19 protein-coding genes are annotated in these 15,857 nt (G+C 45.7%); 13 read left to right on the plus strand and 6 right to left on the minus strand.

Annotated features, from left to right (window positions below):
- Nucleotides 1-2 precede the first annotated feature (2 nt).
- From AC1VYS_RS08135 to AC1VYS_RS08150, 4 genes are read left to right on the plus strand one after another with little or no spacing between them, the layout of a single operon-like run.
- The gene (locus AC1VYS_RS08135; RefSeq protein ID WP_482913796.1) at nt 3-440 is read left to right on the plus strand and encodes a hypothetical protein; all 438 of its coding nucleotides are present in this window, start codon (nt 3-5) and stop codon (nt 438-440) included.
- Between the two features lie 58 nt (nt 441-498).
- Complete coding sequence (locus AC1VYS_RS08140; RefSeq protein WP_482913797.1) at nt 499-1,017, plus strand: hypothetical protein; 519 nt, start codon at nt 499-501, stop codon at nt 1,015-1,017.
- Complete coding sequence (locus AC1VYS_RS08145; RefSeq protein ID WP_482913798.1) at nt 1,014-1,877, plus strand: DUF4085 family protein; 864 nt, start codon at nt 1,014-1,016, stop codon at nt 1,875-1,877. The genes AC1VYS_RS08140 and AC1VYS_RS08145 overlap by 4 nt, the downstream gene beginning before the upstream one ends.
- A gap of 12 nt (nt 1,878-1,889) precedes the next feature.
- Nucleotides 1,890-2,420, plus strand: a complete 531-nt coding sequence (locus AC1VYS_RS08150) for a hypothetical protein (RefSeq protein WP_482913799.1) — start codon at nt 1,890-1,892, stop codon at nt 2,418-2,420.
- A gap of 64 nt (nt 2,421-2,484) precedes the next feature.
- Here the strand turns inward: AC1VYS_RS08150 and AC1VYS_RS08155 are convergent, their stop codons facing one another.
- Entirely contained in the window at nt 2,485-3,561 is a 1,077-nt protein-coding gene (locus tag AC1VYS_RS08155; protein ID WP_482913800.1) for an anti sigma factor C-terminal domain-containing protein, read from the minus strand.
- Complete coding sequence (locus tag AC1VYS_RS08160; protein WP_482913801.1) at nt 3,561-4,073, minus strand: RNA polymerase sigma factor; 513 nt, start codon at nt 4,071-4,073, stop codon at nt 3,561-3,563. The genes AC1VYS_RS08155 and AC1VYS_RS08160 overlap by 1 nt, the downstream gene beginning before the upstream one ends.
- Before the next feature lie 143 nt (nt 4,074-4,216).
- Here AC1VYS_RS08160 and AC1VYS_RS08165 point away from each other — a divergent pair, with 143 nt between their 5' ends.
- The 4 genes from AC1VYS_RS08165 (at nt 4,217) to AC1VYS_RS08180 (ending at nt 6,321) form a co-directional block, all read left to right on the plus strand.
- Entirely contained in the window at nt 4,217-4,429 is a 213-nt protein-coding gene (locus AC1VYS_RS08165; protein WP_482913802.1) for a hypothetical protein, read from the plus strand.
- Between the two features lie 80 nt (nt 4,430-4,509).
- Nucleotides 4,510-5,049 (plus strand): HAD-IIIA family hydrolase, encoded by a 540-nt coding sequence (locus AC1VYS_RS08170; RefSeq protein WP_482913803.1) that lies wholly within the window; start codon nt 4,510-4,512, stop codon nt 5,047-5,049.
- A gap of 28 nt (nt 5,050-5,077) precedes the next feature.
- Nucleotides 5,078-5,398 carry a hypothetical protein gene (locus AC1VYS_RS08175; protein ID WP_482913804.1) on the plus strand — a complete coding sequence of 107 codons (321 nt, stop codon included), beginning with the start codon at nt 5,078-5,080 and terminating at the stop codon, nt 5,396-5,398.
- A 62-nt stretch (nt 5,399-5,460) separates the two neighbouring features.
- Nucleotides 5,461-6,321: an aminoglycoside phosphotransferase family protein gene (locus AC1VYS_RS08180; RefSeq protein ID WP_482934499.1), complete on the plus strand. Its 861-nt coding sequence runs from the start codon at nt 5,461-5,463 to the stop codon at nt 6,319-6,321.
- 53 nt (nt 6,322-6,374) lie between these two features.
- On the opposite strand, the gene AC1VYS_RS08185 is transcribed toward AC1VYS_RS08180, so the two are convergent.
- The 3 genes from AC1VYS_RS08185 to AC1VYS_RS08195 are packed head-to-tail and all read right to left on the minus strand — an operon-like array spanning nt 6,375 to nt 9,538.
- A complete protein-coding gene (locus tag AC1VYS_RS08185; protein WP_482913806.1) occupies nt 6,375-7,463 on the minus strand; it encodes an ABC transporter substrate-binding protein in 1,089 nt (362 codons plus the stop codon).
- 24 nt (nt 7,464-7,487) lie between these two features.
- Complete coding sequence (locus tag AC1VYS_RS08190; RefSeq protein ID WP_482913807.1) at nt 7,488-8,492, minus strand: FecCD family ABC transporter permease; 1,005 nt, start codon at nt 8,490-8,492, stop codon at nt 7,488-7,490.
- Nucleotides 8,489-9,538, minus strand: coding sequence for a FecCD family ABC transporter permease (locus tag AC1VYS_RS08195; protein WP_482913808.1), 1,050 nt, complete (start codon nt 9,536-9,538; stop codon nt 8,489-8,491). The genes AC1VYS_RS08190 and AC1VYS_RS08195 overlap by 4 nt, the downstream gene beginning before the upstream one ends.
- Before the next feature lie 103 nt (nt 9,539-9,641).
- Here AC1VYS_RS08195 and AC1VYS_RS08200 point away from each other — a divergent pair, with 103 nt between their 5' ends.
- From AC1VYS_RS08200 to AC1VYS_RS08220, 5 genes are all read left to right on the plus strand, one after another.
- Nucleotides 9,642-10,322, plus strand: coding sequence for a response regulator transcription factor (locus AC1VYS_RS08200; protein ID WP_482913809.1), 681 nt, complete (start codon nt 9,642-9,644; stop codon nt 10,320-10,322).
- On the plus strand, nt 10,319-12,097 hold the full coding sequence (locus tag AC1VYS_RS08205; RefSeq protein WP_482913810.1) for a sensor histidine kinase: 1,779 nt from the start codon (nt 10,319-10,321) through the stop codon (nt 12,095-12,097). The genes AC1VYS_RS08200 and AC1VYS_RS08205 overlap by 4 nt, the downstream gene beginning before the upstream one ends.
- A gap of 549 nt (nt 12,098-12,646) precedes the next feature.
- Nucleotides 12,647-13,492, plus strand: a complete 846-nt coding sequence (locus AC1VYS_RS08210; protein WP_482913811.1) for a hypothetical protein — start codon at nt 12,647-12,649, stop codon at nt 13,490-13,492.
- A 31-nt stretch (nt 13,493-13,523) separates the two neighbouring features.
- Nucleotides 13,524-13,922 (plus strand): hypothetical protein, encoded by a 399-nt coding sequence (locus tag AC1VYS_RS08215; protein WP_482913812.1) that lies wholly within the window; start codon nt 13,524-13,526, stop codon nt 13,920-13,922.
- A 139-nt stretch (nt 13,923-14,061) separates the two neighbouring features.
- Nucleotides 14,062-14,442, plus strand: coding sequence for a VOC family protein (locus tag AC1VYS_RS08220; protein WP_482913813.1), 381 nt, complete (start codon nt 14,062-14,064; stop codon nt 14,440-14,442).
- A 242-nt stretch (nt 14,443-14,684) separates the two neighbouring features.
- On the opposite strand, the gene AC1VYS_RS08225 is transcribed toward AC1VYS_RS08220, so the two are convergent.
- A complete protein-coding gene (locus AC1VYS_RS08225) occupies nt 14,685-15,662 on the minus strand; it encodes a cation diffusion facilitator family transporter (RefSeq protein WP_482913814.1) in 978 nt (325 codons plus the stop codon).
- Nucleotides 15,663-15,857 lie beyond the last annotated feature (195 nt).

Below are 15,857 nucleotides of genomic sequence, written 5' to 3' on the forward strand. Positions count from 1 at the left end.
GCATGACGTATAAGACGATTTATCCAAGAGCTATACTTCAACTCATTTGTATGCTCATGATTGTAGTTTTGTTTTCTAGAAATGTTTTTTACGGTGAAAATGGTGTTATGAAATACATTGCTATATTTTTATTCGTCTTTATTCTCGGCTACATCATTTTTGGAATATGGCGTATATTTTTCACCAAACCTAGCATTACATTGAAAAGTGATCATGTGATCTCTACCCAATTACAGAAATACGATGCCTCTCAGATTGAGTGTATTTATATGAATTACAGACGAATCGGGTTTAAACGCCATGGCAAACGGATTGTGCCGATGGATTTATGCTTTTATTTTAAGAGAGATCAAGAGGCCGCGGGTGTTGAAGCTGTTCGTGAGTGGGCGGCGCGGAACGACAAAGAAATCAAACATAAATTTTTTCAAACTTGGGTGTAGACTAGCACGGCTGGGTTTTTTCGAGGACATTGAGGCTGGAGAATCTGGAGGAGTAGCGATGAAAACCATAGAACAATTTCTAACCAGCGATTGGTATAAAAAACTTACGGCTGAACTTGTTCAGCTTAAACCTCAGGTGAAATTTGTCGAACATGCTAGTTATGAGGCATCTATGCTGATGGATACTTTTAGAGAGCGCAAATATGTTCTTGAGGGCTTTTACGGTCCTGCTCCGACTGAAGAAGAATGTGTGCAGTGGATTATGGAGCAAATCGCCGAAGACAAGGAAGAGATTATGTCTTATGTGGTAGCCCGGTTAACGTTCAGTGAAGAGCTGGATGATGATCCGGACGGAGAATTTGCTGATGGCGAAGAACTGGATGCAGGGGATCGGTCGGAAGTGGTAGAGGTGTTGGGATTCACGAGATCGGTTATCGCAAACACGGTCATTGAGTATGATCTGGTGAAGAATCATCCGAAACAATTAACATCGTTTTTCAAGCGTACACGCATTCCCGGCGCAGCCAAATTCGCATCAGAGATTAAAAAGCTCTACAAACAGGAGAGATGCCTATGAAATATTTAACCAAAGAGTGGTACGAAACGTGCCAGCAGACAGGGCTTCATTTTGGCTTGAGAGTACATAAAGGCGCTGCGTTGCTAGATGAGGTTCTTTTCCAGCGACTGTACAAACGGAAGGAAAAAGAGTATGTAAAGCAAGAGCATGAGATGTATGATTTCGATCCACGTTTCATGCTGGAGAGTGATGGTCAAGTGATGACCCGTGTAGACAAAGCTTTTAGCGGGGAAGAGATCACGGCAGAAGATCAGATGGTGTACCACATGCCGCCGGAAGAGCGAGCACATATTGAGAAGCTGATTGCCGAATATGATATCCGTCCTGCATTTGATGAGAAACAATGTAAAGACAAGTATAAAGAAGCGATGGAGTGGAACTTCCAATACCATGCGGAGAAATTACCTGCTGAGATCTTGAACCAGATTGCTGACATCCGTGTGTTTGCACTGGGGTATTGTACAAGCGATGTCCTGCGGCAACTCAAGAAAAAGAGTGCAGAGAATACCCAAGAGATGGAACGTATCGGACAAGAATACAGAGAAGCGATGTTGAACCAGAATATTGAAGATGATGTTTACCGCCGGGTGCAGTTTCATGATTGCAAGGTGACTGAGCTATCGCACGCCGATAATCTGGTTATCAGTTTTGACAACCGGGGTGGCTTCACTGACATCAATAAACTCACGTTGATAGCACCTGAAATTGTTAAGCAAGAAGGTGAGATCGTTGGCAGTCACTGGCTGTACCAGGAGCTGTACCGAATCGATCAGGGGTACGAACTTCATGTTCTTTTGGACGGAGAACCGATGCCTGAATTGATCGTACGTTGCACCGATATCATCGCAGAGACCGAATGAAGGGGGAATGTTATGAATGAGATATCTTTGCCGTCATCAGCAGAGCATTCTATTGAATCTCTGCGAATGACCAACACAGCTACCTCGGTTTTTATTGAAATATTGGTTCTTAGTAGCTCTCATATCGCCCAGACAAACCGGGAAAAAGAGTTTGTGATTTGGTTAGCACAGAGAGATCAGAATAGAGTGGGGCGGGGAACGGTCGGATTTGAATTAAATGAGATGCCATGGTTAAAGAAGGATGTGGCCCTTATGAAACAGTTTATGGTCAATGTAATTCATGGGGCGATGAACAAGAGCGGGTGGCATCTCTTGGATTATGAACCTGGTGAGGAGTGGTCTCATACCACACTTCAACATTTTTTAACGATGATTCAGGCGTTTACAGCAAAGGATATCGACGAACAGTCATATCTGGAGTGGATCTCTTCAGATGAAGAGGATGAAGACGAACCAGTTGTTCCTCCAGGTTATCCGAAGTGTAATCAGCATAGTGTGTACCTTTCTTGCTTCGGATGCGTTATTTGTAACTCTTGCATGTAAAAAAAGAGATCATCCCTGTTCGCACAAAGGCATGATCTCTTTTTTTAACTATAACCCTGCATTTCTAATCCCAATTCCATATCTCTACCCGGTTCAGATGAACATGCTTGAATTCCGGATTCTCGGTAATCTGCTGCAATTCACGTACGGGACCTGTTATAACAGCTCCATATACTTGTATGCCATTCTTTTTCAGATAGTTAAGTCTTCGTTGATCCCAATCAACACCGTTATAACTGAGGTTGCTGGTCATCCATTCCAGATCAGACATCATGCCTTGGATTTGTTCCTCCATCGTTCCTTCTGACTGGGCCAGATTCTGATCTTTAGTGTCTCTAGGAAAATAATTAAACCATCGGCCTCCGCCGTCTTCCATTTCATAGAGCGGTTTAAGCGTCAGATGAGGAACAATATAGTCAAACATTCCTGCTCTCGAATAGGAAAGATTTTTTTCTTGCATTTCTCCTGAATAGATCGGCATCGCGGTTACTCGGACATCATATTTAGAGAGCAGCTGCATCAATTGCTCGGGCGATTTTAAATTTTTCAATGAGATCGACATCTCGGCAACATGTCCGTCATCTATTTTACGAAGTCGCTTGGAACTGCTGTTTTCCTCCGTGTCCTCATGGGAAGGTTGGCCGTCAACCAAGTCATACGGAAGGTAAAATGGACCGGGCTCGTTACCATTTAAATAAGCACCTGTGCTATTCATCTTGTAACTGAATTTGCCGGTAATACTTCGTTCGGCTTGAACCTCACCAGTGATCACTTCCGATGAACCGACGAGGCGATATACTTTCAGATTGGCCTTCTGTGTCAGAAAGGGAGTGACTTCAAACGTCTGATGGGGACTTTTTTCGACGCGCAGTCCGTCACCATGCATCTCCACCACCGAAATAATGGAACGCATGAATTCATTACGCACTTTGGATTGATCGAAATACATATGCAGAGCCGTAAGATAGACATGATAGAGTATAAATATTAAAAATAGAACTCCCCCTGCGTTCAGGAAAAATTTCCAGCGTGTTTTCCATACCATTCGTCTAAATTGCTTATGACTCCATTCCGGGCGTTGAGGTTCGAAATCATCTGCATGGAGTACAGGCAGATCATCGGGTTCCGTTGGCTTGGACATCATTCATTCTCTCCTTTCATCTGTAACATCTCTTCTTTAAATCGGGCTCTGGCACGAAACAGAGTAACTTTGACTTGGTTCATATTCATATCCAAAACCTCGCAAAGTTCCTTGTAAGACAGCTCATTCATCTCGCGAAGCAGCAGCACAGTCCGATACTGTTCGGGCAGTTTTTTCATGACCTGTTGAATCAGTTTTATCCGTTCACGAGCAGCGAGCACTTCCTCAGGAGTACGATATGTATTCTCTACACTTCGTTTCTCCAGTTCCCGGCTCATTTCCATTTCCCCGCGGTTCTTCCGGTACCAATCGATAAACAAATGTCTGGCTACTTTGTATAACCAGGCTCTGGCATAGTCTGCATGTTTCGCTTTCATGGATACCATAGCTCTGTAAAATGTCTCTTGAACTAACTCCTCAGCCGTTTCTTGTGATCCACACATGCGGTAGAGATATAGATGCAGGGAGGACTGGTACTGTTTGAATAGTTCGGCATATAAATCACTCCTCATTTCAGATTTCATCCTCCTTCATTTAAGACAACGGGTGGAGTTGAAAAATGTTACAATTAAATTGAATATTTATTAATAATATGAATTGAATTATGTTTTGTCAGGCACATAAGTTCATAGACACCAAGGAGATGTACACGACTATGGAGTTATTTACAGCGTTGATTGCCGTATTTGTATGCATTATTTTTGTGCTCATTATTGCAGCGGTTGTACGTTATGCTGTGGATTCATCCAAAACATCAAGGAAACTTGATCTACTGATGAAGGAAGTACGTAATCTGCGAGCAGAAGTCAGAGGGCTTCAACATACGAAAGGCCAGGACAGCCAACATATTATCGATGAAAAAGTGTAATCGTTGTGTGAAGCGGTGGGGCTTTTAAGTTAGTGAATAGTGATTAATACAATAACTTAAATCGGGAGTGAACAAACCTTATGACTGCGAATCCAAACGTTCAGGCTGTTTTTATCGACAGAGATGGCACAATCGGAGGTACAGGACATTTTATTCATCCGAGAGACTTTGAGTTATATCCGAATGCGCAGGAAGCGATTATGCTCTTAAAGCAAAACGGAATGAAGGTATTTGCACTCACCAATCAACACCGAATTTCACGCGGACAAGCAACGGTTCAGGAGTTTGAACAGCAGTTTCAGGAATATGGATTTGATCAGGCCTACATCTGCTCACATGAAGAAGAATGCGGCTGTCGAAAGCCTAAACCCGGCATGTTACTTCAGGCCGCGGAGCAACACGATTTGGATTTGACCAAGTGCATCGTTATCGGAGACGTAGGCGAAACAGACATGCTTGCTGCACACGCTGTAGGCGCGACTAAGATCATGGTGAAAACAGGCTGGGGCGAATCCTCATTAACCAAGTTCAGAGATAAGTGGGCTCAGACTGAGCCGGATTATATTGCAGCTGATATTTTGGAGGCAGTGCATTGGGTTATTGGCAATTTGAATGAGTAAATGTTCAGTGTATAAGGGGAGTGATGGGATGATCGCAAGAACATGGCATGGAGCGGTACCGCTGGAGAACAAGGAAGCTTTTCTGGAATATGAGTACGAAACAGGTGTGAAAGATACACTTGCCGTCAAGGGAAATCGCGGAGCCTATCTAAAGGTCGTCGATCAGGGTGCGTATGCACACTTTTTTCTATGTACCATGTGGGAGGATATGGAGTCGATGATGGCATTTGCGGGACCTAAGCCTACCATTGCTGTGACGTATCCGAAGGATGAAGAGCTTGGTTTGATCTCTGATCCGATCGTCATTATACAGGAAGTGACCAGTGCAGATAGTCCATTTGAGGATTAATAGAGAAGTGGCTTGCGAAAATTAGATGAAACACAGGAGAAATGAAAAAGGAGAAAGATATGATGAACATCAGCCCAAGCACCAAGGAGATCAACGAGCTTTTTCAAAAGCACAACATTCACGAACACATCGTGGAAGTAAAGCAGTTGTCAGGAACGACGGCTGGTCGGGTGTTCAGGCTGCTTGCGAACTCGGGCGAACGGTACATTTTGAAATGGGATGATCCTGAGGGGATTCGTATTACATGTAATTTTCTGGATGAATACCGTGAAGTGATGCTGCTGCCGAAGGTTCTTTTTACGAGTTCGGACCACACTTATTATGCATACAGCTTTATGGAAGGCGAGACTCATAACCATGGGGGAGCGAAGAAAGCCTGGTTAACCCGGCTGGTGAAAGAGCTATTGAATACATATGTGCGTTTGCCGGACACAAAGCCATGGGGAAGAATGGAGTATCCACGCGAGACATGGAAGGCATTTAATCAGATTAGTATAGATGAGGCGAGAGTGAATCTTGGTGATGTGCTTACAGCGGAAGATTACAATCTGGTTCAATCTACAGTGAATCGTCTGTTTGAAAAGGATGAGGCGGCGAGGTTTCTTTTGCATGGGGATGCAGGTGTCCATAATGTTGTGTTCAAGGAAAAAGAACTGATCGGGGTCATTGACCCATCTCCGATGGTCGGCCCGGTTCTCTATGACTTTCTCTATGCTTTTTGTTCCTCACCCGATGACCTCGACCCGGCATTGTTATGGGAAATATTCGAGAAGCTTGAACAGGTGACTATGGATAAGTTCAGATTGATGGAAGAAGCACTGGTTCATCTATACTGCCGGATTGGGCTAAGCAACAAACATCATCCGCAGGACTTGCCTGAGTATCTCGAAGCGTGGAATATGTGGAAACGGTATATAACATAAAGCCAACCTTCGCTTGGAAGGTTGGCTTTACTTTTGCATTAAGGAAAACCATATTATTTTGTGAAGAATGGAATAGCCTCTTTTAGAATTTCTTCACCCGACAGAGGCCCCTTACCCAGTGCCCATATTTCATCATTAACAACGAGCACATGTTTATCTTTCACCGCTTTAATCGATTGGAAGGTGCTGTTATTCATCCATTTATCCAGGTCAGCCTTTGCCCCATAGATGACCAGATAGTCCGGGTTCTCTTGTACAAGGGTTTCCAGATCTACATCGGCTACGTCAATCTTGCCTGGCGTCTGTTGCTGACTGGACTTGTTCTCATCGAAGCTGTATTCCGCGCCGATTTTCTCCAGCAGGGTTGCAATATAGGATGTTTTCATCCAGATGTAAAAGTTTTTCTCCAATGCTTTTACGACGATAACTTTAGGTGTACCCTGGATTTGAGCGTGAGTCTGTTCAATGTTCTGGTTAAGTTCAGTCATGACCTGATCATGTTCTTTTTCTTTGCCAAGCAAGGTTCCCAGCATAGCGAAGTTTTGCTCCATGTCTCCGTAACCATTGGTGTAGAGTGCGATGGTCGGTGCAATTTTCTCCAGATCCTCACGAATGGCTCCGTGCACATCGGCATTGGCGATAATCAGATCAGGCTTGAGGGAAGAGATCACTTCCAGATTAGGCTGCTGGTGATTTCCAACAAAGGTGTAGTCCTTCACCTGATCTTTCAGATAACCAAGCACTTCCGCTTTATAAGAGCCTGCAATCCCTGCTGGCGTTACACCAAGGGAAACGAGTTCATCCGTAAAGGAGAAATGCAGGGTAACGATTTTTTTGGGCGATGCAGGGAGTTTGGTTTCTCCCCAAGCGTTCTTTACAACAAATGAACCATCTGAATTGGATGTGATGGACGGACCCGTTGTTGTATTGGCTTCGTTTGAACCCTGCTCTGATGATGAGGCGGTTGAAGAAGAGGGGGACGCGCTGTTACTGTCCGTGTTATTTGTGCCATTGGCAGAAGCCGCTGCTGACTCCTTGTCCGATGTAACACCAGCGGTGTTGCCAGCCGTGCCTCCGCCACATGCGGTGAGAACCAGCACAAGAGTTAATATAAGTACAGTAAATAGGGATGTTCGTTTCATTCGGATGAACCCTCCAGATTAAAATTATTTTTTCTGTCCTTGCTTGATAATGAGGTATACAAAATAAGGCGCGCCGATTAATGATGTAATGATGCCAACGGGAATCTCCATTGGAGGAATCAGAATGCGACCAATCATATCGCCTAGCATGACAAGCAGCGCGCCGAGCGCCGCGGTAAATGGCAGGGAACGCATGAAGTTCTCTCCGACCAGCTTATGGGACAGATGTGGAATAATAAGTCCAACAAAGCTGAGATTCCCCGATATGCTGGCTGAGCTTGCCGATAAAGCCAGAGCCACGAGGAGTAGCAGCGTTCGTACCATGCGAACCCGGGTGCCTAAGGACACCAGCACGGCTTCATCCAGCTTCAAGACATTTAAGTACCTTACGAGCAACATGGCTGCTAACAAACCTGCTGCTGTCCATGGCCATAACATCTCCACATGTTGCAAGCTGCGTGCATATAAGCTGCCTTTAAGCCAGACCAGTGCCTGACTGGAACTCATGGCATATTTAACGATAAGCATTTTGATAATGGCTTGTAATGCAGAACTAACCGCGATACCAACAAGGGCGAGACGGATCATGGACGTGCCCTGACGACGATAAGCGAGCAGGAAAATGATCAGACTTGCCGCTGCAGAACCTGCCATCGAATAGAAAGGCAGCCAGATTGCGGGTGTTAACGGCGCAAGTAAAATAATGACTACGGTCACCAGTCCGCCACCTGCTGTTGCCCCGATGACATCGGGTGAAGCCAAAGGATTACGGAGGACGGTTTGTAGGATGGCACCTGCGACAGATGCAGCAATGCCTACAAGCATGGCGCAGAGAACACGAGGCAACCGAAGCTCAACAATCGTGCCCGATTGCGCTTGAAACTGGGCGATGATTTCATGGAACGTAACGGGGGTTGCCCCGAAACGAAGCGACAGGATAAATACCAGCGCTATCAAGAATAAGACTGCGGTCATCAGTGCAGCAAAGCTCAAGTTGGATCGGGAGAACGGATTTTTTAAACGTATCATGAACGTTTCCTCCCGCGCATGAGCATGAGCACGATGAAGAATGGTGCTCCAATAAACGCAGTAATAAGTCCAACCGGTGCTTCCAGCGGATAGAAAAGCAGGCGTCCGATCAGATCGGCATACACGAGAAGCACACTGCCTGTCAGAGCAGCGAGTGGTACAATTACCCGATAATCAATACCTGTTAACGTACGAATAATATGTACTGCCATTAAGCCAATGAACCCGATGGGGCCGCATACCGCTGTTGCTGCGCCAACGAGCACAATAATGGCTACCATGATTCCGCTCCGTACCATGGTTAACCGTTGTCCGACAGAGATCGCTGTATCCTCACCCATAGACAATACATTTAACTGGGATGCAAACAAGCAACAAAGGATACTAATGGGAACGAGAGTGACTAGCGAGAACATGACATCTTCCCAGGACATGCCCGACAGATCACCAGCCATCCAGCGCAGCAGTTGATACAGATCGGTATCATGAAATATGATCAGCGTGGTGGTCATTGAACTGAAAAACAGACTGTTCACCAGTCCCGTGAGCACTACACTGCTAGAACTAAAGCGGCTTCGCACACTGAGCACATAAATGAGAATGCCGCTGAGTGCTGTTCCCAACATGGAGGCTGTCACCGTGAAGAAACGGAATGTCTGGAACTGCATCAGCACCATCAGTGCAGCAATGGCCATATTGGCCCCCTGATTAATGCCCATAACCTCCGGGTCTGCCAGATCATTCGAAGTTAAAGACTGAAGCAGACATCCCGCAATACCGAGTCCGGCACCAACAAGTACCGCAGCGAGAATTCGGGGCAGCCTAATCGAGGTTACCGAGCGAATCAGGGATTCGTTGTCCGTCCAGGCAAACCAGTTGAACAGGATCGGTTCCTTGCGACTGGGTTGTAGATGAAAGATCATGGCCAGATATCCGCCTGCCAGGAGCAGGATAAGTAATATCAGGCCGATCCAGACGGGCTTTGACAGGCCAAAATGTTTTCGAGCGGCAGAAGAACGAGATGGATTATGAATTGAAAGAAACATGCCGGATTACGTTCATCCCCTTTTCGTTTTTAATGAAAATGATTATCATTGTTGATATAATACATAACAGTTGTGTGATTCATGTGTGTTTAGGAGGAAAATTGTGAGACGTTCCGTTTTATTAATAGAAGATGAGGAATCCATTCGTGAACTGGTCACGGATTATTTTACGCAATCCAATTGGCAAGTTATTGAAGCAGCTAACGGGGAGGAAGCACTCGAACTATATAATGTCTGTCCTCCAGACTTGGTGATTGTAGATCTGATGATTCCCAAAGTGAGTGGCTGGAATGTGTGCCGGCAGATTCGCTCTCAGTCTACCGTGCCCATCATTATCCTTACTGCGAAATCGGAAGAAGAGAATAAGCTGCTGGGCTTTGAGTTAGGTGCCGACGATTATGTGACGAAACCGTTCAGCCCGCGAGTGCTGGTTGCCCGAGCGGAGACATTAATGAAGCGTGTGGACAATACGGTGGGACAGGAAGATCCGATCATTTCTTTTGGCAATATAAAGGTATATGAGAGAAAACGCGTAGTGGAGTCAGGGGGTCAACCCGTTGAGCTGTCGTATAAGGAATATGATGTGTTGCTACACCTGCTCAGGCATCGGAACTTCCCTTTGACGCGTGAACATTTGTTAAATCAAGTGTGGGGTGTGGACTATTTTGGCGATCCACGCGTGGTGGATACTCATATCAAAAATCTGCGTAAAAAATTAGGTGAAGATGCCGGATATATTCGTACGGTGTTTCGCATCGGATACAAGTTTGAGGTTGAATCGTGAAAACGAGAGGGATCGTATTTAAGCTTTTTGCTGCCAATCTCGTATTTTATATCGTCTTCTTTGCAACGGTTGTGGCAGGACATTTCTGGTTCTTTGAACGGTTCTATCAGCATGAACGAGCCAGTGATTTGGAGAAAAAGCTAACATCCTTCGCTATGGATTATGCCCGGCAGAAATGGCCTGCGGAGAAAACACCCATGGTGATGGGCAGTTTCATCACACAAAATCATGTGCAAATGGCGATTCTAAGTAAAGAGGGTGAGGTTCGTTACGATAACCCGTTTCGAATTCAACTGAACACGGATCAGGGACAATTACTACCTGTGGCAGTTTCCTTTTTCCCGGATATCTCAGCTTTAACTTCGTATGGTTTGCAGTCTGGTGATCGCGTGACGGTGCAAGGTGCTTATTATCTGGAGCAGGGACACGCTTTGTTCTCACCTTATGTCATTCGTAAAGAGGGGTCACCCGCGGTTGGGGTGCTTCCTCACAATGCCGATCGGGAAGGCGTCATTGAGGTCAGTGGCACCGTAAACTCGGTATTGTTGCCTGCGCCGGGTCAGTGGAATAACAGGGAAGGTATTATGGCGGCTGCGCTGCGCGTGTGGTTTCCTTTGCCGGAAGCAGAGCGGGAGCAGTTGGAGCGGGGCGAAGCATTTCATACCGAATGGAAGGAACCTGTGAGCGGTGTGCATAATCTGGTGTTTGTGCAACCGATTGTTCGTGATGGCAAGGTCGTGGAGTATCTGTTTGCTCTAACGCCCTTGACGCAGCTTGGGGAGGCATTTGGCGCGCTGGAGGTGTATTACGCCTTTTTCAGTATTGCCGGGGGGCTATTGCTGATGGTCGTTCTGTCCTTTTTCTTCTCCAAAATCGTTTCACGTCCGCTGCTACAGTTGAATCGCGATGCGGCTCGCATGGCAAAGCTGGATTTCACGGCCATGGCCCCGATTCAGAGTAAGGATGAGCTGGGCAGTCTGTCCGAAAGTCTCGTCAGTCTTTCTTCCAATCTGGATCGTACGCTGAAGGAGCTGCAACTCACGAACGAGAAACTGGTGCTGGAGATGGAATATAAAAGCCGGATGGAGCAGTTGCAGAAACGTTTTGTGTCGGATGCTTCGCATGAATTAAAAACACCGATCAGTGTGGTGAAGGGATATGCGGAAGGACTTCTAGATCAGATCGCCGAAAATAAACGAGAACGCTATATTCGTACCATTTTGCGAGAAGCCGACCGGATGGAAAAGCTGGTGCTCGATATGCTGGAGTTGACCCGGCTGGAGGCTGGCGCGGTGAAGCTGCGTATGGGATCGTTTACGGCGGATCAACTTGTAGCTGAATGTGTAGAGAAGATGAGACAACTCGCCAAGGCTAAGCAGATGAAGTTCGAGGTGCAAGGTGACCGGGATGTGCATGTCTGGGCCGATGCTGAGAAGATGCAGCAGGTCTTGCTGAATTATGTGAGCAATGCGATTCGCAACGGGGATGAAGGAAGTAGCATACGGATAGATATCCAGCATGATCATGAGCATGAACAAGTGTGTATTGTTGTAGAAAATGAAGGGCCTTCCATTGCAGAGCATGAGCTGACACGGATATGGGATCGGTTCTATCGCGAAGAGGATGCGCGCAGTCGTCAAGCCGGTGGAACCGGGCTGGGGTTATCCATCGTGAAGGAGATTACCCAACTGCATCAGCAGTCCTATGGTGTAGCGAATACGCCGAATGGGGTCAGATTTTATTTTACGTTGCAAAGGTCGTCGGGAGATGAGTGATTTTTTTTGAAAGCCCTGAAAGCCCTGAAAGCCCTGAAAGCCCTGATCAATGATCGGATTTCGGAGGCTGGATTGCTGGTGGAATAAAAGGGATCGTGGGAACGTTTCGATGAATATAATTCGATGAATGTAATAAGAGGGCTCTGGCTTAAAGCCGGGGCTCTTGTCATTTTAATTAATACTTCATGAAAAGAATCTATAGGCACGTTTACCGGGTATCGCTACGACTTAAGTAGTACTCCAATTGCTCTGAAATGAGAGTGTCAGAATTCTAACGATCTCCAGGAAGCTTATTTTCCCTGAAATGAGGGAGCCAGAATTCTAACGATCACCATGGAGCTTATTTCATCCAAAAACTTGAAAAATACACTATATTGAAGCAAAATCAAGGAAATAACGTCTCTGGTGATCGTTAGAAAATAAAAAGCAGCGAAACAGGCCAAATAAGGCTTCTGGTGATCGTTAGCGTTTAAGTTGAGTAAGGATACAATGAAGCGCCCCATTCAACAACCTAAAGTGTAAATGATGTATTACGGAGGAGGAAGTGTAATGACGAGCACTTATAAGATTCCTGAATTGTTGCAAGACATCATGGATTGGGAGCAGGAAATCAAGCATGAAGTATCTTATCTGGAGACACCGACGGATTATTTTCTACAATTCGATTCTAATGATCATGGGGGTTATTTGAGTTCTCCTGCGGATGCGATCGTATTTGCCAATACAGGCATGGGTGGCATTCATTATTCATTTTTGACGGATTTTGGACATGTTTCTGATTTGAGTTTAGCGCCTATAATTTGTGTAGACCCGATGGCTTTTGGACATTATGCGAGGATTGTGGCCAGCAATATCCGGGATTTTTTTGCGCTTAGTTTTTCAGGTCATGAGGATCTCCTACTCAATGAATTTGAATCGAAACAACAGTACCTGAACTTTGTGAAAGAACAGACGGAGGAAGTGAGTCAAAGTGAGTACTTTGACGGGAAACGTTGGGACCTTGAAAAAAATAAGGTTCGAGATTTGGCTATGCAGCGATTTGATCTTCAGCCGATCCCGGACGGATACTCTTACATTCAGGAAGCACAGCAGATCAGACGCGGGCAAGTCATTATCGATACACTTGATGGACTTGGTGTTGCGCTAGGGAAAGATTTAGTGAGTGATCCTAAGAAAGCAGTGCCTCATCCTTGGCATGAGAAAGAGATCCCACACGATCAGGAGCAGCAGTTGAAGTCCTATATATCGAGCGCAGATCAGGTGGGTCTGTTTAGTTTAATCCGGGACAGTCAGGCACAAGGGTTCGATGATCCTGATGTATATCGAGCGATGAAAGATCGGCTCATTTCATTCGGGCTGACGATGGAAGCGCAAAAGCTGATGTACTACAGGTAACTTACATCGAAACTTAAGGAGGGAAAGAGAAATGCGAGACAGGCGTGAAACTTGGTCTACGCCTTATTTAAGCTACATCGGTTTTGGGCTGGTTGCTCTGACAATCATGGTGAATTTAATGTTCAAATGGGGGATAGAACAACGTTGGGATATGGGTTCACTCATGCTGCTGTCGGTGGTCAATGCCATGTCGTTACTATTTACAATGGTCTGGGGAGCCTTCGGGGTGCTGGAATTTGTGATGTTGCGGAAACAGAGACAGAGACAGAGGATAGGATGGAGGGCGGGACGCGGAGCAATTGACTCAGAAGAACATGAGAAGCAGAGTAGAAATTTGAAGAGAAGTATGATCATTAATATAAGTTATATTGTTATTCTGCTGTGTCAATTAGGATATGTAATTCTGAATTGGGATGAAATAGATATTTAGGCGGTAACAACTGGCTTGCATACATAACGATGTAGTTCGCCGAAAAACACTCTGGACTTATTGTAATTATATCTATAAAATGGAAGTATAAAACGAAACTTAGTTTCACTAAATGAAACTTGATAGGGGGAGGAATAACATGGACTTTCATTTCAACGGCATTGATCATGTTCAGCTGTCTGCCCCTGAAGGCTGCGAGAAAGAAGCTAGAGATTTTTTTAATCAAATCCTGGGCTGGACAGAAATCCCAAAGCCCGCACTGTTGCAGAAACGCGGCGGTGTATGGTTTCAATGTGGCGAGCATCAGGTTCATATCGGTGTGCAACATGATTTTGTACCCGCTTCCAAAGCCCATCCGGCTTTTCATGTACAGAAGCTGGAGCAGTTACGCGAACACCTGCACAAGCACGGTATCCAAGTTGTAGATGATGAAGCAAGAGCAGATGAGGGAGTAAGGCGTTTCTATTTAAATGATCCCTTTGGGAATCGGCTGGAGTTTCTGGAATTTATTGCAGTATAAACGGTAGCATTAACCGAACGGCACAGAGCAAGGTTTAGTTCCAATGCCGATGCCGAGGCTGATGCTAATGATTGTTCCAGTGCTAGCGCCAAAGTGAACACTAATGCCAACGCTATGCATACTGTGCCAACGTAGCGCTGATGCTAAAGTTATAACAGCAAAAAACAGGGCGATCCCTTAACGGGAATCGTCCTGTTTTGTCTCATCGAATCGCCACAAGTGTCGGTCAGCCTGCACTAAAATCAATGATGGTGATGCGCATGTGCATCAGGTGCGTCACCTTTGACGGTGCAGAGGACGGAGGTGTCGTGAAGATGCTTTTCAGACTCGACCTGCAACGTGACGTGTTTGATCTCTTTGTGTTCCAGCAGATGTTCGATCTTCTGTACCAGCACCTCGGATGCATATACATCCATTGTTCCATCTACCACGATGTGGGCAGTCAGTGCGTTCAGGTTGCTGGTGATCGACCAGACGTGCACATCGTGCACACCTTTGACGCCATCGACCTGCTGGATGGTCTGCACCAGATCGTTAACATTCACGTTGGTCGGTGTGCCTTCCATGAGAATATGTAGCGAGGATTTGGTGACATAAAATCCACTGCGTAATACCAATATCGCAACAATAACACTTGCCAGTGGATCAGCCCAGCCCCAGCCGAAGAACATCATAAGCAGGGCTGCAGCAATGGCACCGATCGAGCCGAGCATGTCACTGATTACGTGCAGATAAGCCCCGCGCATGTTCAGGTTGCCCTCGGTATCGCTGCCACGCATCATAATCCAGGCAACGAGAATGTTCACGAGCAATCCGATCGTACTGATGATCAGCATACCCATAGTTGCCACTTCAGGCGGGTGGATAAAGCGGCCAATCGCTTCGTAGAAAATATAAAGCGCAATGGCAATTAACGTGATGCCGTTAAGTGTGGCTGCCAGAATTTCAAAGCGTCTGTAACCGTAGGTTTTTCCCGTATTGACGGCTTTGGCTCCATATGTAAATGCCAGCAGAGCAATCCCGAGTGCAATGGAGTCGGAGAGCATATGACCCGCATCGGAGATGAGTGCCAAACTATTGGTGATAAATCCTCCGAAGGCTTCCACGATCATGTACAACGTAATGATAATGAAGGAAAAGAGCAAAACCTTTTTGTTATTTGTGCCGTGCGTGTGATTGTGTCCATGGTCATGTCCATGATTGTGTTGGTTTCCTGACATTGTAAATCCTCTCCTTAGGAGTCTTGCTCCGTTATGTAAGTTGCGTGATTATATCGCGTTACGTGCTACATCTGATTATGTTGCTGAGCATGTTTGTAATCCGATTCACTTCTCTTTACATGAACATATGAGCAATAACTCATATGTTGTGAGCTTATTATAATTCGATCTCATAGTAGTGTCAACCAGATTTGC

The organism is Paenibacillus sp. G34 (assembly GCF_056856875.1).

Bases quoted from the DNA above. Each gene is read 5' to 3' on its own strand.
- AC1VYS_RS08185 (WP_482913806.1), bottom strand. From the start codon at position 7,463: ATGAAACGAACATCCCTATTTACTGTACTTATATTAACTCTTGTGCTG.
- AC1VYS_RS08215 (WP_482913812.1), top strand. From the start codon at position 13,524: ATGCGAGACAGGCGTGAAACTTGGTCTACGCCTTATTTAAGCTACATC.
- AC1VYS_RS08155 (WP_482913800.1), bottom strand. From the start codon at position 3,561: ATGTCCAAGCCAACGGAACCCGATGATCTGCCTGTACTCCATGCAGAT.
- AC1VYS_RS08210 (WP_482913811.1), top strand. From the start codon at position 12,647: ATGACGAGCACTTATAAGATTCCTGAATTGTTGCAAGACATCATGGAT.
- AC1VYS_RS08135 (WP_482913796.1), top strand. From the start codon at position 3: ATGACGTATAAGACGATTTATCCAAGAGCTATACTTCAACTCATTTGT.
- AC1VYS_RS08150 (WP_482913799.1), top strand. From the start codon at position 1,890: ATGAATGAGATATCTTTGCCGTCATCAGCAGAGCATTCTATTGAATCT.
- AC1VYS_RS08170 (WP_482913803.1), top strand. From the start codon at position 4,510: ATGACTGCGAATCCAAACGTTCAGGCTGTTTTTATCGACAGAGATGGC.
- AC1VYS_RS08145 (WP_482913798.1), top strand. From the start codon at position 1,014: ATGAAATATTTAACCAAAGAGTGGTACGAAACGTGCCAGCAGACAGGG.
- AC1VYS_RS08140 (WP_482913797.1), top strand. From the start codon at position 499: ATGAAAACCATAGAACAATTTCTAACCAGCGATTGGTATAAAAAACTT.
- AC1VYS_RS08180 (WP_482934499.1), top strand. From the start codon at position 5,461: ATGAACATCAGCCCAAGCACCAAGGAGATCAACGAGCTTTTTCAAAAG.
- AC1VYS_RS08225 (WP_482913814.1), bottom strand. From the start codon at position 15,662: ATGTCAGGAAACCAACACAATCATGGACATGACCATGGACACAATCAC.
- AC1VYS_RS08175 (WP_482913804.1), top strand. From the start codon at position 5,078: ATGATCGCAAGAACATGGCATGGAGCGGTACCGCTGGAGAACAAGGAA.
- AC1VYS_RS08160 (WP_482913801.1), bottom strand. From the start codon at position 4,073: ATGAGGAGTGATTTATATGCCGAACTATTCAAACAGTACCAGTCCTCC.
- AC1VYS_RS08190 (WP_482913807.1), bottom strand. From the start codon at position 8,492: ATGATACGTTTAAAAAATCCGTTCTCCCGATCCAACTTGAGCTTTGCT.
- AC1VYS_RS08195 (WP_482913808.1), bottom strand. From the start codon at position 9,538: ATGTTTCTTTCAATTCATAATCCATCTCGTTCTTCTGCCGCTCGAAAA.
- AC1VYS_RS08165 (WP_482913802.1), top strand. From the start codon at position 4,217: ATGGAGTTATTTACAGCGTTGATTGCCGTATTTGTATGCATTATTTTT.
- AC1VYS_RS08220 (WP_482913813.1), top strand. From the start codon at position 14,062: ATGGACTTTCATTTCAACGGCATTGATCATGTTCAGCTGTCTGCCCCT.